This window comes from Pseudomonas sp. SST3 (genome assembly GCF_003325755.1).
Window position 1 is genome coordinate 125,917 of record NZ_QORI02000003.1, and the last position, 22,354, is coordinate 148,270.

Sequence of the window (22,354 nt, forward strand, 5' to 3'; positions counted from 1 at the left end):
CCGACGCCGGAGCCAATACGCCAGCAGTAGCGGGCATTAGGGCTTTGTATTCAATCCCAAGGCTTGCCGCGCGTCCTGGCCGTATAGGGCAACTTCTGCTGCAGCGCGGCCTTAGCCAGCACATGCGCACTGACCGGCGCAGTCAGAAACAGAAACAGAGTAATCAGTATTTCGTGCATGCTAAGGCCGTCGCCCTGATTACTGAAAAAAATCATCGACGCGACCACGATGCCGCCCACGCCCAGCGTAGTTGCCTTGGTGGGCCCGTGCAGTCGAGTGAAGAAATCCGGCAAGCGATATAAACCGATCGCGCCCACCAATGCGAAGGCGCTGCCGAGTATCAAAAAAGCGCTTACCAACAGTTCGATCCAGAAAGGCATGCAGACTCCTCAGTCGATGATCTCGCCATGCAGCAGATGCTTGCCCACCGCAACGGTACTGACGAAGCCCATCACAGCGATAAGCAAGGCCGCTTCGAAAAACAGATCGGAGGCCAGCCAGATACCGAACAGGACAATCAGTGCCAGCGCATTGATATACAGCGTATCGAGCGCGAGCACCCGGTCGGGCATGTCCGGTCCTTGAACCAGGCGCACCACATTAAGGATTGCTGCGACCCCGAGGACCGCCAAGCACAGCGGAATCACATACGTGAGCATTCGAATATCTCCAACAACGGCGCTTCATAACGACTTTTCACCTCGGCGACCAGCGCCTCGATATCCGGCGCATCCAGCGCGTGAATCAGCAGCACCTTGTGATCAGGCCGCAACGCGGCCGATACCGTCCCGGGCGTGAGCGAAATGATGCTGGTCAGTACGGCAAGAACAAAAGAATGCTCGATCGCCATCGGAACCTCGACGAACGCTGGCTGCAGGCGCCCGCGCGGCCCGAGCACCAGCTTGGCCACGTGCAGGTTGGCGACGACGATGTCATAGAAAACCTTGAGACAAAACAGGCAAAGCTTCAGCGGCCGGCGAACTTTCGGCACATCGATCAGGAATTCTTTTACCAACAACGGAATCACCCAACCGAGCACGAGCCCTAGCAACAGATGCCCCACGCTCAGCGTGTTATTTAGCATCAGCCAAAGGACCGCCAGCGCCAAGGTCAGCGGCGGATTGGGCAGCATACGGGACCTCATGCATCACCTCCCTGAATGATCTGCAGATAGGGCGCGAGATCGAACAGTTGTGCTGCGGTCGCCTGTACATATGCCTGGATCGGCTGCGCCGCCACGACCAGCAGCACACTGCCCAGCAATAGGCCGAAGGTAGCGACGAGGCGCGTCGTATCCGCCCGCCGACCGACACTGACCGCCTCGCTCGGACGCCAGAAGACCATGCTCCCTGCCCGACTCAACGCGATCACCATCCCCAACCCTCCAATCAGTACCACGGGCCACAAGATCGAGGCATCAAAGCCTGGAGGAACGGCACGCAGCAACATCACCTTGCCTAGAAAGCCTGAAAAAGGAGGCAGGCCGGCAATGGAAATCGCGCCTGCGAAGAACAACGCGCCCAGCATCAACGGCTGCTTCAGCGCCGGCGCCGAGATTAGCTCGGATGCCGTATCGCCGCGTTGTCGAGCGATGATGTCGGCGAGCAGGAACAGGCCGCCAGACACCAAGGTGCTATGCACCAGATAGTACAGCGCCGCGCCCATCCCCGCCTCCGTTCCCAGCGCGATACCGGCCAAAAGGGTCCCCACCGAAACCACTACCAGGTAGGCCAGCAGAATCTGCAGATTGCGCGCCGCCAACGCGCCCAGCACACCACCGGCAAGGGTGAGCATCGACAGCGGCCACAGCCAGTCGAGCACCATATTGCTCAGCACACCCGCTTCGCTGCCAAAGATCAGCGTGAACACCCGCACGATGGCGTAAAGACCAAGCTTGGTCATGATCGCGAACAGCGCCGCGACCGGCGCGGTCGCTGAGGCATAGGCACGCGGCAACCAGAAATAAAGCGGCAGGATGGCCGCTTTCAGGGCGAACACCACTAGCAACAGATAGCCCGCGGCAGCCAGAAGAGGCGCATCGGCCGGCTCGGCAGCGGCCACCCGCCCCGCCAGATCAGCCATGTTCAAGGTTCCAGTGAGACCGTAGAGCATGCTGACGCCGATCAGAAACAGGGATGACCCCAACAGATTCAGCACGACGTAGTGGATACCGGCCTGAACACGCTTGGCGCCTTGGCCATGAAGCAGCAACGCGTAGGACGAGATCAGCAGAACCTCGAAGAACACGAAGAGGTTGAACAGATCCCCGGTCAGAAAGGCACCGTTTATGCCTACCAGCTGGAACTGGAACAGCGCATGAAAATTAGGGCCACGCTCGTCGTCGCCCCGTGCAGCGTAAAGCACCGAGAAGCCCGCAAGCACCGCGGTGACCAACAGCATCAGCGCGCTCAGGCGATCAAGCAGCAACATGATGCCGAACGGTGGTTGCCAGTCACCGAGACGATACACCGACAGCTCGCCGCTATCCGCCTGCGCAAGCAGCCACAGAGCCAGCGGCAGCAGCAACCAGGTCGCCGTGACAGATACCAGCCGTTTGAACGGCGCAGCTTGTCGATGGGCGACCAGCAGAATGCAACCGGTCAATAACGGCAGCAGAATCGGAAGGATCAACGCATGATTCATTCGCGCGGCTCCCGGCCGTCAACATGGTCGGTACGCAGCTCACCGAGGCCGCGAAGCGCCAGTACCACGACAAAGGCGGTCATTGCAAAACCAATGACGATGGCGGTCAGCACCAACGCCTGCGGCAATGGATCACCATACTCCGCGCTCTCCCCGATAATGGCCGGAACGCCCGTCGCAAGACGTCCCATGGCGAAAATGAAAAGATTCACCGCATAGGAAATCAGCGTCAGCCCCATGACTACCGGAAATATGCGGGCGCGCAGCAACAGGTACACGCCACTGGTCATCATCACGCCAAGCGTGATCGCGAAGACAATTTCCATCAAAGCACCTCCTTGCACGACTCGTCCTGACTGACATGACCGATATTGGAAAGAATCAGCAGGGTTGCTCCAACGACTGCCAGATACACACCAAGATCAAACAGCATCGCCGTTGCCAGCTCGAAATCGCCGATCAGCGGCAAATGGAAATGGTCAAAGGCAGAGGTCAGGAATGGCCTGCCGAACAGCCAGCTACCGAGTCCGGTCAGGCCCGCGATCAGTACGCCGAGTCCCGCAATGGCGTGATAGCTGAACGGCTGGCGTTGCTGCGCCCAGACCACCCCGTGCGAGATGTATTGCAGGATCAGCGCGACCGCCGTGATCAAGCCAGCAATGAAGCCGCCACCGGGAAGATTGTGGCCACGCAGGAAAATAAATACCGACACCAGCAGCGCCATTGGCAAGAGCACACGCGACAGCGTATCCAGCACCATCGGATGCCGGTCGGTCGACCATAACCGGCCGCCGTAGTCGCGAATCGGATGCGGCAGGCGCAACCCGTGAAGCAGGCCGTAGATACCGACCGCGGCAATAGCCAGCACGGCGATCTCGCCGAGCGTATCGAAGCCACGGAAATCCACCAGAATCACATTGACGACATTGGTCCCGCCGCCCCTCGGGAGGCTGTTCTCGAGGAAGAACGACGCGATGCTGTCATAGGGACGCGTCAGCACGGCATAGGCGAGCAAAGCGATCATGGTTCCGAAGGAGGCGGCGAGGATCAGATCGCGGAAACTGCGCAGGCTGCTCGACTCTACCGGCGTCCGGTCGGGCATGAAGAACAGCGCCAGAATCAGCAGGATGATCGTCACCACCTCGACCGAAATCTGTGTCAACGCCAGGTCAGGAGCCGAGTAGCGGGCAAACGCCAGGGCAACCATCAGCCCGACCACGCTCAGCACCATCAGCGCCATGAGGCGCCTGCGATGGAAAACCACGGTCATGACCGAGGCCAGGCCCAGAATCACCAGTCCGAGCACCGTAATGCCGTCCAGTGGTGTCAGCGGCACTGGCCCGCGCAGCGACTGCAACGGTGTCAACGCATACACCACCACCAGCAGCGAACTGAACAGCATCAACGCCAGATAGCGTTGCAGCGACCCGCTCTCCATCCGTTCGGTGATCCAGCGCGCCGTTCCGGCGATGTCGTTGACCACCCGCGCAAAAACCTGCAGAGAGTCGACCCTTGGGAGCCCCTCGTACCAGCGAAACGCCCACTTGCGCATCGAGTAGATCAGCAGGCCGCCGCCCAGCGCCACGAAGCTCATCGCCAGCGGAAGATTCAAGCCGTGCCATATCGCCAGGCTGTACTCGGGCACATCGCCCCCCAGACTGCCGGCCACCGCCGCAGCCAACAGCGGCGCAACGGTATAGGCCGGCAGCATGCCGACCAGCAGGCAGAGCAGCACGAGGATCTCGACCGGAATCTTCATGTATCGCGCCGGCTCGTGCGGCGGATATTTCGGCAGATCGATCGGCTCACCATTGAAGAAGACGTCATGCACGAAACGCAGCGAGTAGGCGACCGAGAAGGCACTCGCCAGGGTCGCCAGGGCCGGAATAGTCCAGTAGAAACTCCCCAGCAGATGCTGGTCGAGGGTCTCGGCGAAGAACATCTCCTTGCTGAGGAAGCCATTGAGCAGCGGCACGCCGGCCATCGCCAGCGACGCGACCATCGCCAGCGCCGCCGTGTGTGGCATGTATTTCAGCATGCCGTTGATACGCCGCATGTCCCGCGTCCCGGTCTCGTGATCGATGATCCCTGCGGCCATGAACAGCGAGGCCTTGAACGTCGCATGGTTAATGATGTGAAAGATTGCCGCCACCGGTCCCAGGCGCGAGTCGAGGCCGAACAACAATGTGATCAGCCCCAGATGACTGATGGTCGAGTAGGCCAGAAGCCCCTTCAGATCGTGCTGAAACAGCGCCATCACTGCACCGATCAACAGGGTCGCCAAACCTGTCAGGCTGACCAGATAGAACCACCACTCCGAATCCGAAAGGGCAGGATACAAGCGCGCCAGCAAGAACACGCCGGCCTTGACCATGGTCGCCGAGTGCAGAAAGGCCGACACCGGAGTCGGCGCTGCCATCGCCTGTGGCAACCAGAAATGAAAGGGAAATTGCGCCGACTTGGTGAATACGCCGAGCAGGATCAGGATCAAGGTCAGTGGATACAGCGCATTGGCCCGGATCAGATCGCCAGATGCCAGCACCACGCTCAACTCGTAACTACCAACGATATGACCAATCAACAGGATGCCGGCCAGCAGCGCGAGGCCGCCACCACCTGTCACAACGAGCGCCATGCGGGCGCCCTGACGCGCATCGGAACGATGATTCCAGTAGCCAATCAGCAGAAACGACGAGAGGCTGGTCAGTTCCCAGAACATCAGCATCAAAAGAAGGTTTTCAGCCAATACCACACCGAGCATGGCACCCATGAACAGCAGGAAGAAGCTGAAGAAGCGCCCCATGGGCTCGCTTTTCGCGAGGTAATAGCGCGCGTAGAGAATGACCAGCAGGCCGATCCCGAGGATCAGCAACGCAAACAGGAAACCCAGGCCGTCGAGCCTGAGGCTGAGACTCAAACCCAGCTCGGGGAGCCAGGGCAGCGTCAGCACTTCCGTTTCGCCAGCAAACACGGCGGCACGCTTGGATAACAGCAGCACCAGCGCCAGCAAGGGAGCCACCCCGGCGCCGAACGCACAAGCGGATCTGCCATAGCGTTCGAACAGTAGCGGTAGGCAAATTCCTAGAAATGGCAAAGCGATTATCAGCGCAAGCGCCATGAGCAAAAACCCCTTGAGCCGCGCAGCCGCGCAGCGGTTATATCCTTTGATCGACCGGATCTCAGCCCCAGCAGGCATGGCGGTGTGCGCCGATTATCCATACCGATAGCAGCGACGTCATGAATTCATGTATTTCGAAAAACAAAAGGCGCAGCCAACCACCGTAACAGACGGTACTCAGGCCACGCCTATACCACTACGCAGCGGTGCAACCAGCCGCCTGCGTTTGCTCACCGTAACAACTTGCCGATAATTGCAAGACCTCAGATCACAGACCTGTCGTTGGCCTACCGCAGCGAGCCATTTCAGGGTGCAATGCGACTGGTGCCATTGACTGTCATGATGCGTACGCGCTGACCGACCCGAAAGACCTGGTTCGGCTCGACCTCTTGAACATAGGCGCGCATGTTGCCGTCGTCCTCACGCACGGTGATTTCGACGCCCTGTGCACGCGTGATGCCCTCTTCTGCCGCTGCGCCGAGCATGCCACCTGCAACAGCGCCGATCACGGCTGCGACCGCACTACCACGTCCGCCACCGACGCCACTACCGGCGATACCGCCCACCACCGCGCCTGCACCACTGCCAATCGGCGTCTTCGTACCCTCGAGCTTGACCGGACGTAGCGACTCGATGGTTCCGTAACGGACGGTCTGCACCGTTCGCGCCTCGTCACGAGAATAGGAGTCTCCGGTGAGGTTGGATGTGCAGCCGCCTACGGCCAAGGCCATAGCGGTAAAGGAAGCCACAAAAATGGAGTTGCGCATGATGTACTCTCCTGGGAAACAGATGTTCATCCCCGACCGCATTGAGCAGGTGCCTGCGGCGAGAGACGCTTGGCAGCGGACCTGACCTGACTCAGCATTCGTGCCAGTTAGGACCGCACTTTACCCGAGGCGATCCCGCCCCGCATGCATGGCGCTCGCCCAAGCAGTATCACGAGACGACCCATGGACTACTTCATCATCACCGTTGTAACCCTGGCCGGCCTGGTTTTCCACGCCTGGCTGTTCATCCGTTTCAGACGCTGGGCCGACCGGGACCTGGCGCTATCTCTGGCGGGCAACGATCCAAAAAAACGTGACTGGGCACTGCAACGGCTCGCAGCGGCGAAAGACGCTGGCGTGAAGAGAAAGAACTTGCAGACCTGGCTGGAGCGGGAACTGGAGCGCTACAGCACTGAATGATTGAGTAGAGACCGCCAGCTCCCGGCCCACCTCCCTGACGCCTGCCAACCCAGCGGCAGTCAGCGAATCAGGGCGCCAGGCGCTCTCGCTGCCACGTGCTGGCGACGTATCGGTAGTTGAGCCGATCATGAAGGCGGCTGGGACGTCCCTGCCAGAATTCCATCCGCTCCGGCAGCAAGCGGTAGCCACCCCAGTGAGCCGGGCAATGAGGGGCCTGCGTCAGAAAGCGCTGCTCGGTCTCGGCGAGTAGCCGTTCGAGTTCGCCACGATTCTGAATCACCCGGCTTTGTGGTGAAGCCCAAGCGCCTAGCCGACTGCCCAGCGGGCGTACCTGATAATAGGCATCCGACTCGGCAGCGCTGACCTTCTCGACCCGCCCCTCGATTCGCACCTGACGTTCCAGGCTTGGCCAGAAGAAGGTCATCGCAGCAAACGGACGGGCCGCCAGCTGCTCAGCCTTAGCACTATCGTAGTTGGTAAAGAACGTGAAGCCGCGGTCATCCAATGCCTTGAGCAACAGCACCCGACAATGCGGACGGCCGTCGGCATCTACTGTCGCCAGTGTCATGGCGTTCGGCTCCACCGGCAGCTGCTCGGTCTGCACCGCATCATCGAACCATCGGCGAAAGAGCGCGAAGGGTTCGTCTGGCGCATTCGCTTCGCTGAGGCCTTCACGGGTGTAGTCGCGGCGCATATCGGCCAGGGTCTGGGTCATTACAGAGCTCCGTGGAACAGTCGAAGCCAAAGCTTACCGATTTGCTACCAAGCCCGCTTGACCCAACGCAAAACCGGGCCAAACGAGGCGCCCGTTACGGCAAGCGCCGCGAACCTCACTTGGCCTTGCTTACCGCTGCCGCCGCCACCTGTGTCGCGCTGTACTGGGCGATCAATGCCAACAGCGTCGGCTGAGGCACCAGCATCATTTCGACGCGACGATTCAGAGCACGGCCTTCTTTGTTCTCGTTGGAAGCACGTGGCATGTCCGAGCCCAGCCCGCGAATGCGCAGCCGGTCGTGTTTCAACCCGCTGAGACGGAAGATCGCAGCAATCGCGCCGGCACGCTTGCGACTGATGTCGCGGTTGATCTCGGCCGACCCGGTGCTGTCGGCATGACCCAGCACGACGACGGCGGTTTTCTCATCGCCTTCTACCAGCTTCGCCACCCGACTGATCGGCCCGAGGGTAACGGGCAACAACATGCCGGGCCGGTCGGGATTGAACGACGCATCGACCGGTGCAGTGACCACCAGCACGCCCTCGCGACGCTCGAGTTCGAAGTGACTGTCTTTCAACGCATCGCGCAACCGCGACTCATAGCCATCCAGCCAGGCTGGGTCAATCACAGGATCCGGCGCAGCGGCCATCTCGGCCGGCTTGTCGCCGTTGGAGCTACAGCCGGCAATAGCCATGCAGAGAATGAGGGAGGCGCTTTTCAGCAGGTTCATGAGCCAGGTTCCGTGAAAGATGAATTTGCGAATACAAGCCGCGCGAGATGAGCGCGCAGCTTAAGCAAGGATCTGTCTCAAATTGTGGACGCAGGTCATTGTTATGAAAAGTCCACCCTTAGCGAGCAGACGAGCGGTTCAACCCAGGCAAGCATTTACGGTGCGCGCCAGCGCCTGCGCGCGAGGATCCATCAGCACATAGGGGCCGAGCGTATTGGTGACATAGCCGAACGCCACGTCGCGCTGCGGATCGGCAAAACCAATGCAGCCGCCCGCGCCAGGATGACCGAACGCGCCGGGGCCCATACCAAAGGTAGCGTTCTCCACATCCGGTTGATCCAGCCAGCAGCCCAATGCGAAGCGTGTACGGCTCAGTAGGGTGCGGTCCTCCCCAACGCAATGCTCGCGAGTCATCTCGGCCAACTGCTCATAATCGAGAAGTTCCCCTCGCAGCAGCCCGTCATAGAATCCCGCCAGCGCCCGCGCGTTTCCATGCCCGTTGGCGGCGGGCTGCGACATCCGGCGCCACTCGGGCTTATTGGAGCTGTTCATGATCGAAGGCGGGTTAGTGAACGCACGAGCCGTGAGCGACTGCGGATCACCTGTCAGCGCCTTGAATACGCGCTGGGCCGCGGCATCACCGAAGTTATTCTTCTGTCGGGTCAGGTAACCGACACGATCGAATTCGGCATCTGCCAAGCCGATATGGAAGTCCAGCTCCAGCGGCCGAGCGGTACGCGCGACGATCGCTTCGCCGGGCTCACGGCCATCGGCGCGACGGATCAGCTCGCCAAGCAGCCAGCCGTAGGTAATCGCTGCATAGCCATGTCCCTCACCGGGTGTCCACCAGGGGCTCTCGGCCGCCAGCGCCGCTGTCATCGTATCCCAGTCGTACAAGGCTTCGGGGGGGAGCGGCTGGCGAATGGCAGGCAGCCCGGCCTGATGGCAGAGCAGCTGCCGCAGCGTAATGCCCTGCTTGCCATTGGCAGCGAATTCTGGCCAGAGCCGCGCCACCGGCTCGTCCAGCTGTAGCTTGCCCTCACCGACCAGTTGCAGCGCAGCCACGGCGGTGAAGGTCTTGGTGCAGGAGAACAGGTTGACCAGGGTGTCGCTTTGCCAGGCGAACTCTCCGGCGTTATCGGCCACGCCTGCCCAAAGGTCGACGACGGTTTCGCCACCAACTTTCACACAGACCGCGGCGCCACGCTGCTGGGTCTGCTCGAACAGATTACTGAACGCGTCTCTAACCGCCTCGAAACGAAGATCGAAATATCCCTGGATCTGCACGCTCGCGCCCTCTGGTTGTATATGTAATCGATCCATTGTTTCAGCCGCACCGGATCAATGAAACAGACTCGACGACGATTACCGGCCCATCAGCGCTTTGAATGACAGTGCATACGGTCTACCGGGCGGTGTGAAACCCGTTAGCCAATTTCGCGGCGGAATGGCGGCAGCGCGTTGAGAATGGCTTTGCCGTAGCGCTGAGTGACGACCCGGCGATCGAGCAAGGTGATGGTGCCGCGATCCTCCTCGGTACGTAGCAGTCGCCCACAGGCCTGAACCAGACGCAATGATGCGTCGGGTACGGCGATTTCCATGAAGGGATTGCCGCCCCTCGCCTCGATCCATTCAGCCAGCGCTGCTTCCACCGGATCGTCGGGTACCGCGAAGGGGATCTTGGCGATAACCACGTGCTCGCAGTAGGCGCCCGGCAGATCGACACCTTCGGCGAAGCTGGCGAGTCCGAACAGCACGCTCTTTTCGCCGTCATCCACGCGCGCCTTGTGCTTGTTCAGCGTTTCCTGCTTGGACAGGTTGCCCTGAATCAGCACCCGCCGACGCCAGTCACGCTCCAGCCCGTCGAATACGTCCTGCATCTGTTTGCGCGATGAGAACAGCACCAGCGTGCCCTGCGAAGCCTCTACCAGCTCCGGCAGGTCGCGCACGATTGCTGCAGTATGCGCGGCCGCATCGCGCGGATCGGCCTTGAGATCGGGTACGCGCAGCACACCGGCGTCGGCATGATGAAACGGGCTAGGCACTACCGCAGTCACGGCGCAGCGCGGCAGCCCGGCGCGCATGCGATAGCGATCGAAGCTGTTCAGCGCGGTGAGCGTGGCCGAGGTGACCAGCGCGCCGTAGCAGACATTCCACAGATTGCGCCGCAAGGTTTCGGCCGCGAGAATCGGACTGGCATTGACCTCGATATCGAACAGCGCGCCGCCTTCGGCCAGCGTCAGCCAGCGCGCCATTGGCGGGCTGTCCTGCGGATCGTCCACGGTAAAGGCCGTCCACAACTCCCAGTTGCCCTGAGCCCGGGTCAGCAGGCTGCCAAACAACGGGTACCATTCTTCCGCCTGATGACTGGCAATACCGACACCCGTCTCGCCATCCATCGCTTCTTTCAGCAACTCGGTCAGGCGGGTGAACAGATCGTTTAGCTTGGCGAAGCCTTTTTTCAGCTCGAGGCCTAGCTCGATCAGATGTTCAGGTACCACGCCGCCGACAAAACGGTGCCGTGGCCGCTCGCGGCCCTCCATGTCTTCGCCGGCCCTGAAATCGGCGAGCTGCTCGCAGGCGCTGAACATGAATTGCTGCTGGCTGCGCAGGTCACGGGCAATTTCAGGTACCGCTTCGATCAAGCGACCGAGATCGCCCGGTAGTGGATGCTGAGCGAGCAGCTTGGTCAGGTTTTTCTCAACTTGGGCAAGCCAGTCGGCCGTAGAGCGCAGACGGGTGAAATGGGCGAAATGGCCGATCGCCTTGTCTGGCAGATGATGACCTTCATCGAAGACATAAAGCGTGTCACGCGGGTCCGGCAGCACCGCACCTCCACCCAGCGCCAAGTCGGCGAGCACCATGTCGTGGTTAGTAACGATGACGTCGACCTTGGTCATGCCTTCACGTGCCTTGTAGAAGGCGCACTGCTGGAAGTTGGGACAGTGACGACCGGTGCACTGGCTGTGATCGGTGGTCAGGCGGGCCCAATCGGGATCGGCAAGTTCTTCCGGCCAGCTGTCGCGGTCACCATCCCAACGGTTGCCGGCCAGCTTCTCGATCATGCTGCCGAACAGCTTCTCGCTGCGCTCGTCCACGTCGATGCGAAAGCCCTCTTCCTCGAACAACTGGGCGGTGGCGCTTTGCGCCTGGCCTTCTTGCAGCAGCACGTCCAGTTTGGAGAGGCACAGGTACCGGCCACGGCCCTTAGCCAGGGCGAATGAAAAACTCAGGCCACTGTTGCGCATCAGGTCCGGCAGGTCCTTGTGCACGATTTGCTCCTGCAGCGCGACAGTCGCGGTCGCGATCACCAAACGCTTGCCTGCGGCCTTCGCGGTAGGAATGGCCGCCAGACTATAGGCGACCGTCTTGCCGGTACCGGTCCCAGCCTCGACCGCAACGACTGCCGGCTCGCCATCCCGACGACCTTCGTCATCGGTCTTGATCGCGCCGAGGACCTTCGCCACTTCGGCGATCATCAGACGTTGACCGTAGCGGGGCTTAAGCCCTTTGGCTTCGAGAAAGCGGGAGTAGGCGCCCTGAATCTGGGACTTGAGTTCGGTGCTGAGCATGGGCGCGGAGCTGTATATATTTTCAGTATTTCGAGTGGGTGGCTATGATAGCGCGCGTTTCCTCAATCGCCACCGGAGATTTCCCCATGACCGCTTTTGCCCTGCCCTATCTGCTCCATGTTCTGGCCGCCGTGATCTGGGTCGGAGGCATGTTCTTCGCCTGGATGGTGCTGCGCCCCGCCGCCGTGTCCGAGCTACAGGCGCCCGAGCGACTAAAATTATGGACCGAGGTGTTTCGCCGTTTTTTCAAATGGGTGTGGGTCACGGTACTGGTTTTGCCGATCAGCGGTATCGGCATGTGGCATATGCGCTTCGACGGGCTGGAGGGAGCGCCCCGTTATGTGCACATCATGACTGGCCTGTTCCTGGTGATGCTGGCGCTGTTCCTGCGTATCCAACTGCTGCAACTGCCAGAGCTCAAGCGCGCCATCGCCGCACAGAACTGGCCGGAAGGTGGCGCGGCCCTGGGAAAGATCCGTCGACTGGTGGGCATCAATCTGCTACTGGGGCTTCTGGTCGTGGCGCTGGCCAGCGCGCGTCCATTGTTCTGACCTGGCGGCGAGTCGAACTGACTGATCATCCATGAAAAAGCCGGGCGAGATGCCCGGCTCCTTTATTTATTGCAATGTCGCTTCAGGGGCGCGCTTCAACCTCAGCCTCTACACGACGGTTGATGGCGCGACCTGCGTCTGTGGAGTTATCGGCAACCGGACGGGATTCACCGTAGCCAACCGCATCGACCCGGCTGCTGTCCAGACCATGCTGATTGACCAGTACGTCGCGTACGGCGTTCGCGCGGCGCTCGGACAGGCGCTGGTTATACGCGTCGGTACCCACTGAGTCGGTATGCCCTTCGACGACGGTCGAGGTTTGACCATACTGTTTCATGAAGTCTGCCAGGTCTCGGATATCGTCCATGCTGTCCTGTTTGACTTCAGCACGATCGAAGTCGAACTTGACGTCCAGCTCCACACGAACGGGCTCGGCCACAGGCTCGGGCTCGGTGACCGGTGTTGGAGTCGGCTCGACGGTTTCAACCATCGCGACGGTCTCCTGCTCGGTGCCGTTGGCCCAGCAATAAGCTGCCGCCATACCGCCACCGATAAGGGCCCCATATCCTGCATAGGTACTGCTTTCTATCGCACCCAGCGCAGCACCGGTGACGCCGCCGACAGCCGCACAGCTGGGCCAATCCTGCTTCTGCACCCCTGCGCAGCCAGCCAGGAAGGTGGTCATTACAATCACGGGTACTGCTGTCCGTAAGCTACTCATTGGTTGAACCTCCTAGTTTGGGATCGGCCAGAGCGCCATGCAGACGGCATAAGCGACTCCAGTTGTAACGAGACTAGGACGGCATGTGCCACCGCGCTAGTCTTTACGCTTTGACAGATCGCGTAAGCTGCCGCCCTGCGATCTGTAACGCCTGACATCGAGGATCCTCGGATTGACCGTATCCAGCTCATCACAAACGCCGCAACAGGCATTGGCCGCACTGCTCGAACACCATGCTCCGACGCGGCTGCTGCATGTCGGCCGTAGCGATATGCCTGCAGTCGAAGCGTTTAGCCGCAGTCACGAAAATAGCTACGTCGAACGCGCCCCGGCCGCGTTTCTAACCGAAGAACTGGCCGGTCGCCGGTATGACCTGGCACTCATCGCCGATTGCCTGGAATATCTACCCAAACAGGACGGCCTACAACTGCTCGGCGGCATCCGTAATCTCAATGCCAGCCGTGTCGCGGTTTTGGTTGATTTGAATGCATGCGACTGGCGGATGTCCGACTTCTTTGCCCTCGCGCTGCAGGTCAGCGGCCGCTTCGAACGGGACGGGCAGACCCTGACCCTCCTCACCTACGACCTGCTTGATTACAAGCAGGTTCCGGATTGGTTAAACGCGAAGTTCTGGGCCAATCCGCAGATGTTTGGCAAATATTGGTGGTAGTAAATGATGACCGATGATTCTCAACGCGACGCCAATTGCCCCTGCGGTAGCGGCGATATGCTCGGTGAATGCTGTGGACGCTATCACCGCGGACTATCGGCCCCCAGCGCGGAACGGCTTATGCGATCGCGCTACAGCGCTTATGTGCTCGGGCTCATCGACTACCTGAAAGCCACGACACTGCCCGCCCAGCAGGGGTCGCTGGACCTCCAGTCGATGAGCGACTGGAGCGCTGGCAGCACCTGGCTGGGACTCGAAGTTGAAGAAAGTCAGCTTATCGGCGGCCAGCCGGAACATGCGCGGGTAAGTTTCACCGCTCGCTGGCACGACCTGGCCGGCGAACATGCTCAGCATGAGCGCTCGGCTTTCGTTCAGCATGACGGCAAGTGGTACTTCATCGATCCGACCGTCCCGCTCAAAGCCGGCCGTAACGATCCCTGCCCGTGCGGCAGCGAACAGAAATTCAAAAAATGCTGCGCCGCCTATCTGTAGTGCTTGCGAATAAAAAAGCCGGCACGTGCATCGCACCGGCCGGCCTTTATTTGCGTCATTGAGCGCTTATTTCTCGACGAACGCGCGCTCGATCAGATAGTGCCCCGGATCACCCATACGCGGCGATGCCTTGAGGCCGAAGCTATCCAGGACTTCGCTGGTTTCGGCCAGCATGCTCGGGCTACCACAGATCATTGCACGATCGTCCTCGGGATTAATTGGCGGCAGGCCGATGTCACGGAACAGCTTGCCGCTACGCATCAGATCGGTCAAACGCCCCTGGTTTTCGAACGGCTCGCGGGTCACGGTCGGGTAGTAGATCAGCTTTTCTTTAAGCGCTTCGCCGAAGAACTCGTTCTGTGGGAGATGCTCGGTGATGAATTCCCGGTAGGCAACCTCGTTCACGTATCGCACGCCATGGATCAGGATTACCTTCTCGAAACGCTCGTAGGTTTCGGGGTCCTGAATCACGCTCATGAACGGCGCCAGACCGGTACCCGTGCTCAACAGGTAGAGATGCTTGGCGGGAAGTAGATCGTCCAACACCAGCGTGCCGGTAGGCTTGCGGCTGATCATCAGCGAGTCACCTTCTTTCAGGTGCTGCAGGCGCGACGTCAGCGGGCCGTCCGGTACTTTGATGCTGAAGAATTCCAGGTGCTCTTCGTAGTTGGGGCTGGCGATGCTGTAGGCACGCATCAACGGCCGGCCTTCTACCTCCAGGCCAATCATCACGAACTGGCCATTTTCAAAGCGCAACCCTGGATTCCGGGTGGTTTTGAAACTGAACAACGTGTCGTTCCAGTGATGCACACTGAGGACTCGCTCGACGTTCAGGTTGCTCATGTACGGATTCCCCTTCTAGCGCGATGGGCGCTTCGATAATTTACGAAAGTCTACCGACACCGTTAGTATTCGTTAAACCAATATTAACGATATATCTTATCGGTTATATAGATATGCATTTTACGCTCCGACAACTTCAGGTATTCGTCTCGGTCGCCCGCCAGGAAAGCGTTTCTCGTGCCGCCGAGAGCCTGGCGTTATCGCAATCGGCCACCAGCACCTCATTAGCTGAACTGGAAAGGCAGTCTGGCTGCCAGTTATTCGACCGCGCCGGCAAGCGCTTGTGGCTGAACGCGCTGGGCCGCCAGCTTCTGCCGCAAGCGGTGAGCCTGCTCGATCAGGCCAAGGCCATCGAGGATCTACTGGCTGGCAAGACCGGCTTCGGCTCACTCAATGTCGGGGCAACGCTGACGATTGGCAATTATCTGGCCACGCTGCTGATTGGCAGCTTCATGCAGCGGCATCCTGAATGTCGGGTAAAGCTGCACGTGCAGAACACGGCACATATTGTCCAGCAGGTCGCACAGCATGAACTTGATCTAGGTTTGATCGAAGGCGATTGTCAGCACCCCGATATCGAGGTGCTGCCGTGGGTGGAGGATGAACTGGTAGTGTTCTGCGCGCCCCAGCATGCCCTGGCGGGACGTGCCGAAGTGAGCCTGGATGAGCTTTCACGCGAAGCCTGGATTCTCCGCGAGCAGGGTTCTGGGACGCGCCTTACTTTCGACCACGCCATGCGCCACCATCCGGCAAAATTGAACATCCGACTCGAACTGGCACATACCGAAGCGATCAAGCGAGCCGTCGAGTCGGGCTTGGGAATCGGCTGCATTTCGCGACTTGCGCTGCGCGATGCGTTTCGCCGTGGCAGCCTGATTGCTGTGGAAACCCCTGAGCTGGATCTGGCCCGACAGTTTTACTTCATCTGGCATTCGCTGAAGTACCAGACCGCGGCAATGCGCGAGTTCATCGAGCAATGCCGCGCGTTGACCGCGGGAATCCGGCGCAGTGATGAGATCGTGCTGCCGACTATCGCCTGATCAGCGTGCGTGATCGGCCACATCGAAGGGAAACGCCTGGCCGAACAGACGCATGAAGCAATCTGGTATCGCTTTTCACCTATCCAGCGCGCGACGCCTTCGTCAGTTGCTCGGAATCGACCCCATCTGTTGCAGCAGCAAAGCCGCCTGGGTTCGGGTACGGACGCCCAGCTTGCGGAAGATCGCGGTGACGTGAGCTTTGATGGTCGCCTCGGAAACGCTGAGTTCGTAAGCAATCTGCTTGTTCAGCAAGCCGTCACATACCATGGTCAGCACCCGGAACTGCTGGGGCGTGAGGCTGGCAAGGCCTTCGCTGGCCGCCTTGGCTTCCGGGCTGACATGGGCGACATCCTGAATATTACTGGGCCACCAGACGTCGCCGTCCAGCACAACTCGCACCGCTTGCTGAATGGTTTCCAACGAGCTGGACTTTGGAATGAAGCCGCTGGCGCCAAACTCGCGTGAACGGGCGACTACTGCCGCATCTTCCTGGGCGGAAATCATCACCACCGGCAACTGAGGGTACTGCCCACGAAGCAGCACGAGGCCCGAGAAGCCGTAAGCGCCTGGCATGTTCAGATCGAGCAATACCAGATCCCAGTCAGAGGTTCGCGTCAGCTGGGCTTCCAGTTCAGCGATGCTCGCCGCTTCGGAAAGCCGCAGGTCGTCGCCCAGACCAAGCGTTAACGCTTGCTGAAGGGCACTGCGAAACAGCGGATGATCATCGGCGATAAGGATTTCGTAAGCAGCCATGGCAGACCTATAGTTTTTATTGGCGCTTCACCGGCCTGAAGCCGGTTGCCGACATCAGGCCGACATGAACCCGGATATTGCTCGGGGATGGACCGGGGTGATGATATCGCGCCACCACTGGAAATTCGATTCCCGTTCCGCATTTAATCAGGCATACCGGCGAGCCGAACGTGAATCAGTGGCGAAATACATCGCTTTGATGCAAAGTCTGCGGCTTTCTCACGTGAGCCCGAACATGCGTAACCAAGCCCTCCGAGCCGATTTTCTGATGCTTATCACGGCGATGATCTGGGGAAGCGCATTCGTCGCTCAGCGAGTCGGGATGGATAACATCGGCCCGTTCCTCTTCACCGGTCTGCGCTTCGCATTGGGTGCGATCGTGCTGCTGCCGCTGGTCCTATACCAAGGCCGCGGTGCGGCCCGACATGAACCTTTCCTGCAGCGAGGCTTGCTGCTCGGGGGCCTCAGCATGGGGCTTGCGCTGACCTTGGGGATCAACCTGCAGCAGGTCGGCCTTCTTTTCACTAGCGTCACCAACTCCGGATTCATCACGGGTCTCTACGTGATAGTCGTGCCCCTGCTGGGGTTGATTATTGGCCAGAAAACCGGAATGGGCACCTGGCTGGGAGCGATTCTGGCGGTGTTTGGTATGGCCCTCCTCAGTATCGACGAGAACTTCCAGGTTGCCTCCGGAGACTGGATACAGCTGGCCGGCGCCTTCGTATGGGGCGTGCATGTATTGCTGGTGAGCTTCTTCGTTGGCCGCCACGACGCCATTCGCCTGGCGTTTCTGCAGTTTGTCACCTGCGCGATGGTTAGCCTGGTGCTGGCCGGTCTGTTTGAAGAAGCCAGTCTAAACAGTATCTGGCTGGCGGCTCCGGCATTGATCTATGGCGGCATGTTCGCGGTTGGCGTGGGCTACACCTTGCAGGTCGTTGCGCAGAAGCATGCGATCGCCTCCCATGCGGCCATCATCCTCTCGCTCGAAGCGGTATTTGCCGCTATTGCCGGCGCGCTGTTTCTCGAAGAAAGTCTCAGCCTGCGCGGCTACTTTGGTTGCGCGCTGATGTTCGTCGGCATGCTCGCCGCGCAGCTCTGGCCACGCAAGACACCGCCAGTAATAGCCGGCGCCGAGGTTCGGCAAACGGCCATGCACTGACTGAAACTTTTAGCTAGCGGCGACAGTGCGACGCTAGCGCGCGGTGGGTAACGTCTTCGGGATCCGGCGTACGGTGCTGTTTGGCAGCCAGATAGTGATCGGTGAATGCATCGAGCCAGGTATCGAGCGCCTCCGCCGCCTTGTCATCGCCTGCCAATCCCAGGCACAGCGCAGCGACCTCGGCGGTGCACAGGTGCTCGCTACGCGTGGAGCGACGCAGGCGATAACGTGACAACACCTCAGCATGCAGACTCAACACCGGTATGTGATTCAGATAAGGGCTCTTGCGAAACATCTTTCGCGCTTCGGTCCAGGTCGCATCGAGCAATATGAACAATGGGCGCTTGCCTGCAACCGTCTCGACTCCCGACACCACCCGGTCCGGCTCGGCATACTCGCCCGGGAATACCACGAACGGCTGATATCGAGAATCAGCGAGCAGCTCCAGCAAGGCCGGATCCACGCCAGTCCGCTGCCAGGTGAAAGCGTACGTGTCAGTCACGACGTCGGCAATTAACCACCCGGTGTTGCTCGGTTTCAACGGCTCGATGTCGTGCATGATCAGGCACACCGCGCTGCTGGACCGCACGCGCGGAAGCCAATCGCAGAGACAGTGGCTGGTCGTGATGCGACAGCGTACGCAGCGGGGCGTACGCGAACCCCGCGCAATAAAAGGCTTGGCGCTACGAGCCAGGCGCGCCTCGCGCAAACGGGCTACGGCATGTGGCATTAGGATTTCGACCGATTCGGGTGGGGCGGCAGTCTACCAGCCCGGCTGTAATCGATGGCGCCGCTGAACCGTGCAGACGGACATCGGTCGAACGACGGCAGTCACCAGGAGATCACCATGCACCGTTTGACCACTCTATTCACGCTTTGCCTCGCCCTGCCATTCGCCCATACCGCTTCTGCACAGGATCAAGCGCTCGGCCAGCTGCTCGAAAAGGTCGCCCGCGAAAGCAGCGTCGGCACCCCGCGCGCAATCAATTCAGACCTCCTAGACGAAGGCTACAGCGTCGACGGCAACGAGCTGGTCAACCACCTGAGCGTACAGCCCCGCCATGCCGCACAGATGCGGGACAACCCACAGCAAGTCCGCACCCAGCTGGCTGCAAGTGTTTGCAGTAACGAGGGCCTGCGTCAGCTGATGAACCAGGGAGCGGTGTTGCGCTTCGAGTTCAGCGAATATCAAAGCAAGAAGCCAATCACCACCGAACGGTATCGCTCCAGCGACTGCTGAACCTGGCTTGCTCTCGCCAAGGCAGCAGCAGTGCTACCTCCGACGACTCCTCCTAGCGCAACACACGCGGGTCTCCCTTGCCCGCCACCGCAGCCGCTTCGTCAGGTTTGAGGAGCGCCGTTCGCGGCAGGTTGAGCAGCCGCGCGCACGCCGCGAGCACATTGGCCCAGGACGCCCGATTCGCGAACTGCATGCCAGCTTCACCCAGGGTGCCCCCGCGATTGCGATAGCCCAGGTCCGCGTTGCGCCGCACGCCCGGCAAGATAGGCCAAAGGTGGCCGCGCGCCACCTCAGGCCGCATGTGGGTAAGCAACACGCGCATTTCCATCCGCTCGGGAAATAGCCGCTCGGCCACCATCCGCCGCAAGCGCATCTACTTCCCATTGATCGCGCGGCGCCCGGAACCGCCCCGGCTCCTGCATATAAACCAGACGATAGGCGACATCAGCCTCATCCAAACGAGCGGCGGTGCGCTGCATTTCAGTCAGCTGATAGCTACCGTTTGCAATCCAAAGGATCGTGCTGGTTCCGACCCGTTCAGCCACAATGATTGCGCCATCTTTTGCGAGCTGCTCGGCCTGCGCCTAGGTGACCGGATCGCACTCGATCTTCCGACCGAATCTGTTCTAGGACGCGTAGCGCCGCATTCCGGCATGTTCATGAACTAATGTTAGGCTTGAGTGCCGGGGCGAAAACAGTTCGCACCAGACCCGGCCGAACAATGCACGCGCGGCGCCGGGCGGCACTTCAGGTTCCATTACAAGGGAGACGTGTATGCCTTTCGAACCGGATGATTACCTGTCGCGACATTTCAAGACCAGCGGCACTGAGCTGTCGAAAAAAATTGACGAGCTGGTGGCGCTAGCCGTCCCACCCGCCAGCCAGAACCTGCCGTTGTACAGGGAAATGCTTGTCACCACTCTACGCATGGCACAGGCCGACCGAAGCCGCTGGGATGCGAAGATCCTGCTGCAGACGATGCGAGAGATGGAGCATGCCTTCAGCCGGCTCGACCAGTTCAAGCGCCGCCGCAAGGTCACTGTCTTCGGTTCGGCCCGAACGCCTATCGAGCACCCCCTTTATGCACTTGCACGGGAGCTCGGCGAAACACTGGCCCGTTATGACCTGATGGTTATTACAGGCGCTGGCGGCGGCATCATGGCCGCCGCACACGAAGGCGCCGGTACGGATAACAGCCTCGGACTGAACATCACCCTGCCCTTCGAACAGCATGCCAATCCCACGGTGGACGGTACCGACCACCTGTTATCCTTTCACTTCTTCTTCGTACGCAAGCTGTTCTTCATTAAGGAAGCTGACGCACTGGTGCTTTGCCCGGGCGGTTTCGGAACCTTGGATGAGACGCTGGAGGTACTGACGCTGATACAGACCGGAAAGAGCCCGCTGGTGCCGGTCGTGCTGCTGGATGAGCCCAACGGCTCGTTCTGGAAAGACGCGCTAAGCTTTATGCGTCACCAGCTAGAGGGTAATCGCTACATTCTGCCGACCGATATGCGCTTGATGCGACTGGTAGATAATGCAGAGGATGCTGCAGCTGAGATCGACAATTTCTATAGCAACTTCCATTCAAGCCGGTGGCTAAAAGATCGCTTCGTCATGCGCATGAACCATGGCCTGACAGAGGACGCTCTTGCTTACTTGAATGATGAGTTTTCCGATCTCTGTCTGAAAGGCCAGTTCGAACAACAAGCCTGCTGCGAAATGGAACTGGACGAGCCGGAACTGCAATCGCTACCCCGGCTTAGCTTCGTTTTCAACGGCCGTGACCATGGTCGTCTACGCGAGCTGACCGACTTCATCAACTCCCAGTGCAACTGGCGAGCCTAAAGGAGAAGTCAGTAGAAACTGTGCCTGCGGGAGGCTAATCGAACGAGCCACCTCGCAATAGCCTTCCGATCATTTCCAGGGGATAGCCTCGGTAACTCAGAAAGCGACCCTGACGGGCCTTTTCTCGCTGGTCACCCGGCAATTCTCCGAACTTACGCAGCCATACCTCATGGAGTTGCGCATTCCAATCAAAACCACTGTCGCGCAGGGCCTGCTCGATAACCTCACGGGCCAATCCTCGTTGAGCCAGCTCCTCGCGGATTCGCAACGGGCCGTAGCCCGCATTGGCGCGCATACGCACGAAGCTCTCGAGGTAGCGGGCCTCGCTAAGAAGCCCCTCCTCGGCCAGACGATCCAGCGCCGGCTCGATCAACTCGGCTGGCGCACCGCGCAAGCGCAACTTACGGCTCAGCTCAATGCGCCCGTGCTCGCGACGGGCCAGAAGATCCATGGCTGCCCGCCGCACGGCAGCGGGACTATCGAGCACAACCGGCATATGAATCAGAGATCGGCTTCGACCAGGTCTTCAGCAACCGGGTTTGCCTTGGTGTTCGGCGCAACTACCAGCAACTTGTCGCGAATCTGCTGTTCGATCTCGCGGCCGATTTCTGGGTTCTCTTCCAGATATTTGGCGGCATTAGCCTTGCCCTGACCGATCTTGCTGCCTTTGTAGGCGTACCAGGCGCCAGACTTTTCGACCAAGCCCTGCTGCACACCGAGGTCGATAACCTCGCCATTGCGGTAGATGCCCTTGCCATAGAGAATCTGGAATTCGGCCTGACGGAACGGCGGCGCCACCTTGTTCTTGACGACCTTGACGCGGGTTTCGCTGCCGACCACTTCGTCGCCTTCCTTCACCGCACCGGTACGGCGGATGTCGAGACGAACCGAGGCGTAGAATTTCAACGCGTTACCGCCAGTGGTGGTTTCGGGGCTGCCGAACATCACGCCGATCTTCATACGGATCTGGTTAATGAAGATCACCAGGCAGTTAGCATTCTTGATATTACCGGTGATCTTACGCAGCGCTTGCGACATCAGACGCGCCTGGACGGGAAGCAGTACGGACACG

Annotated in this window: 24 protein-coding genes and 2 pseudogenes; 8 read left to right on the top strand and 18 right to left on the bottom strand. The window is 60.0% G+C overall.

The genetic code is table 11. From position 1 onward, the window contains the following. Positions 1-50 precede the first annotated feature (50 nt). The 7 genes from DQ405_RS04200 to DQ405_RS04230 form a co-directional block, all read right to left on the bottom strand. Entirely contained in the window at positions 51-380 is a 330-nt protein-coding gene (locus DQ405_RS04200) for a Na+/H+ antiporter subunit G (RefSeq protein ID WP_168423083.1), read from the bottom strand. Between the two features lie 9 nt (positions 381-389). Beyond that, positions 390-659 (bottom strand): K+/H+ antiporter subunit F, encoded by a 270-nt coding sequence (locus tag DQ405_RS04205; RefSeq protein ID WP_168423084.1) that lies wholly within the window; start codon positions 657-659, stop codon positions 390-392. Then, complete coding sequence (locus DQ405_RS04210; protein ID WP_168423085.1) at positions 644-1,144, bottom strand: Na+/H+ antiporter subunit E; 501 nt, start codon at positions 1,142-1,144, stop codon at positions 644-646. Before DQ405_RS04210 ends, DQ405_RS04205 begins: the two co-directional genes overlap by 16 nt. Next, positions 1,141-2,643 (bottom strand): monovalent cation/H+ antiporter subunit D, encoded by a 1,503-nt coding sequence (locus DQ405_RS04215; protein WP_168423086.1) that lies wholly within the window; start codon positions 2,641-2,643, stop codon positions 1,141-1,143. Before DQ405_RS04215 ends, DQ405_RS04210 begins: the two co-directional genes overlap by 4 nt. Further along, positions 2,640-2,969, bottom strand: coding sequence for a Na+/H+ antiporter subunit C (locus tag DQ405_RS04220; RefSeq protein WP_168423087.1), 330 nt, complete (start codon positions 2,967-2,969; stop codon positions 2,640-2,642). Before DQ405_RS04220 ends, DQ405_RS04215 begins: the two co-directional genes overlap by 4 nt. Then, positions 2,969-5,761: a monovalent cation/H+ antiporter subunit A gene (locus DQ405_RS04225; protein WP_168423088.1), complete on the bottom strand. Its 2,793-nt coding sequence runs from the start codon at positions 5,759-5,761 to the stop codon at positions 2,969-2,971. Before DQ405_RS04225 ends, DQ405_RS04220 begins: the two co-directional genes overlap by 1 nt. Positions 5,762-6,066: 305 nt before the next feature. Further along, a complete protein-coding gene (locus DQ405_RS04230; RefSeq protein ID WP_168423089.1) occupies positions 6,067-6,528 on the bottom strand; it encodes a glycine zipper domain-containing protein in 462 nt (153 codons plus the stop codon). A gap of 183 nt (positions 6,529-6,711) precedes the next feature. On the opposite strand from DQ405_RS04230, the gene DQ405_RS04235 reads away from it, so the two are divergent. Further along, the gene (locus DQ405_RS04235; protein ID WP_168423090.1) at positions 6,712-6,948 is read left to right on the top strand and encodes a hypothetical protein; all 237 of its coding nucleotides are present in this window, start codon (positions 6,712-6,714) and stop codon (positions 6,946-6,948) included. A 67-nt stretch (positions 6,949-7,015) separates the two neighbouring features. Here DQ405_RS04235 and pdxH read toward each other — a convergent pair whose 3' ends face one another. The 4 genes from pdxH to dinG form a co-directional block, all read right to left on the bottom strand. Further along, positions 7,016-7,663: a pyridoxamine 5'-phosphate oxidase gene (gene pdxH / locus DQ405_RS04240; RefSeq protein ID WP_168423091.1), complete on the bottom strand. Its 648-nt coding sequence runs from the start codon at positions 7,661-7,663 to the stop codon at positions 7,016-7,018. A 115-nt stretch (positions 7,664-7,778) separates the two neighbouring features. After that, positions 7,779-8,393, bottom strand: coding sequence for an OmpA family protein (locus DQ405_RS04245; protein ID WP_168423092.1), 615 nt, complete (start codon positions 8,391-8,393; stop codon positions 7,779-7,781). Between the two features lie 138 nt (positions 8,394-8,531). Then, positions 8,532-9,680: a serine hydrolase gene (locus DQ405_RS04250; protein ID WP_168423205.1), complete on the bottom strand. Its 1,149-nt coding sequence runs from the start codon at positions 9,678-9,680 to the stop codon at positions 8,532-8,534. A gap of 140 nt (positions 9,681-9,820) precedes the next feature. Then, on the bottom strand, positions 9,821-11,965 hold the full coding sequence (gene dinG, locus DQ405_RS04255; protein ID WP_168423093.1) for an ATP-dependent DNA helicase DinG: 2,145 nt from the start codon (positions 11,963-11,965) through the stop codon (positions 9,821-9,823). A gap of 86 nt (positions 11,966-12,051) precedes the next feature. Between dinG and DQ405_RS04260 the strand changes: the two genes are divergently transcribed. Further along, positions 12,052-12,516 (top strand): CopD family protein, encoded by a 465-nt coding sequence (locus tag DQ405_RS04260; RefSeq protein ID WP_168423094.1) that lies wholly within the window; start codon positions 12,052-12,054, stop codon positions 12,514-12,516. An 82-nt stretch (positions 12,517-12,598) separates the two neighbouring features. Here the strand turns inward: DQ405_RS04260 and DQ405_RS28430 are convergent, their stop codons facing one another. Then, the gene (locus DQ405_RS28430; RefSeq protein WP_168423206.1) at positions 12,599-13,201 is read right to left on the bottom strand and encodes an OmpA family protein; all 603 of its coding nucleotides are present in this window, start codon (positions 13,199-13,201) and stop codon (positions 12,599-12,601) included. A 208-nt stretch (positions 13,202-13,409) separates the two neighbouring features. Between DQ405_RS28430 and DQ405_RS04270 the strand changes: the two genes are divergently transcribed. Then, a complete protein-coding gene (locus tag DQ405_RS04270) occupies positions 13,410-13,907 on the top strand; it encodes a DUF6231 family protein (protein WP_168423095.1) in 498 nt (165 codons plus the stop codon). A gap of 6 nt (positions 13,908-13,913) precedes the next feature. Next, positions 13,914-14,399, top strand: a complete 486-nt coding sequence (locus tag DQ405_RS04275; RefSeq protein ID WP_168423207.1) for a YchJ family protein — start codon at positions 13,914-13,916, stop codon at positions 14,397-14,399. Positions 14,400-14,465: 66 nt separating this feature from the next. On the opposite strand, the gene fpr is transcribed toward DQ405_RS04275, so the two are convergent. After that, positions 14,466-15,242 (bottom strand): ferredoxin-NADP reductase, encoded by a 777-nt coding sequence (gene fpr / locus DQ405_RS04280; protein ID WP_168423096.1) that lies wholly within the window; start codon positions 15,240-15,242, stop codon positions 14,466-14,468. Between the two features lie 113 nt (positions 15,243-15,355). Between fpr and DQ405_RS04285 the strand changes: the two genes are divergently transcribed. Continuing rightward, positions 15,356-16,282 (top strand): LysR family transcriptional regulator, encoded by a 927-nt coding sequence (locus tag DQ405_RS04285; RefSeq protein ID WP_168423097.1) that lies wholly within the window; start codon positions 15,356-15,358, stop codon positions 16,280-16,282. 102 nt (positions 16,283-16,384) lie between these two features. On the opposite strand, the gene erdR is transcribed toward DQ405_RS04285, so the two are convergent. Continuing rightward, positions 16,385-17,035, bottom strand: a complete 651-nt coding sequence (erdR, locus tag DQ405_RS04290; RefSeq protein ID WP_168423098.1) for a response regulator transcription factor ErdR — start codon at positions 17,033-17,035, stop codon at positions 16,385-16,387. A gap of 235 nt (positions 17,036-17,270) precedes the next feature. On the opposite strand from erdR, the gene DQ405_RS04295 reads away from it, so the two are divergent. Beyond that, positions 17,271-18,194, top strand: coding sequence for a DMT family transporter (locus DQ405_RS04295; RefSeq protein ID WP_168423099.1), 924 nt, complete (start codon positions 17,271-17,273; stop codon positions 18,192-18,194). Positions 18,195-18,207: 13 nt separating this feature from the next. Here the strand turns inward: DQ405_RS04295 and DQ405_RS04300 are convergent, their stop codons facing one another. Beyond that, positions 18,208-18,924, bottom strand: a complete 717-nt coding sequence (locus tag DQ405_RS04300) for a tRNA-uridine aminocarboxypropyltransferase (protein WP_168423100.1) — start codon at positions 18,922-18,924, stop codon at positions 18,208-18,210. 117 nt (positions 18,925-19,041) lie between these two features. Here DQ405_RS04300 and DQ405_RS04305 point away from each other — a divergent pair, with 117 nt between their 5' ends. Beyond that, entirely contained in the window at positions 19,042-19,434 is a 393-nt protein-coding gene (locus DQ405_RS04305; protein ID WP_168423101.1) for a PA3611 family quorum-sensing-regulated virulence factor, read from the top strand. Positions 19,435-19,486: 52 nt separating this feature from the next. Here the strand turns inward: DQ405_RS04305 and DQ405_RS04310 are convergent. Continuing rightward, positions 19,487-20,015 (bottom strand): annotated as a pseudogene (locus tag DQ405_RS04310) (xylulose 5-phosphate 3-epimerase); the annotation flags it as partial. Between the two features lie 193 nt (positions 20,016-20,208). Between DQ405_RS04310 and DQ405_RS04315 the strand changes: the two are divergent. Then, a complete protein-coding gene (locus tag DQ405_RS04315) occupies positions 20,209-21,282 on the top strand; it encodes an LOG family protein (RefSeq protein ID WP_168423102.1) in 1,074 nt (357 codons plus the stop codon). Positions 21,283-21,316: 34 nt separating this feature from the next. Here the strand turns inward: DQ405_RS04315 and recX are convergent, their stop codons facing one another. Together recX and DQ405_RS04325 are read right to left on the bottom strand one after the other, a co-directional pair. Further along, the gene (gene recX / locus DQ405_RS04320) at positions 21,317-21,778 is read right to left on the bottom strand and encodes a recombination regulator RecX (RefSeq protein WP_168423103.1); all 462 of its coding nucleotides are present in this window, start codon (positions 21,776-21,778) and stop codon (positions 21,317-21,319) included. Between the two features lie 5 nt (positions 21,779-21,783). Continuing rightward, positions 21,784-22,335, bottom strand: a pseudogene (locus DQ405_RS04325) (recombinase RecA); the annotation flags it as partial. Positions 22,336-22,354 lie beyond the last annotated feature (19 nt).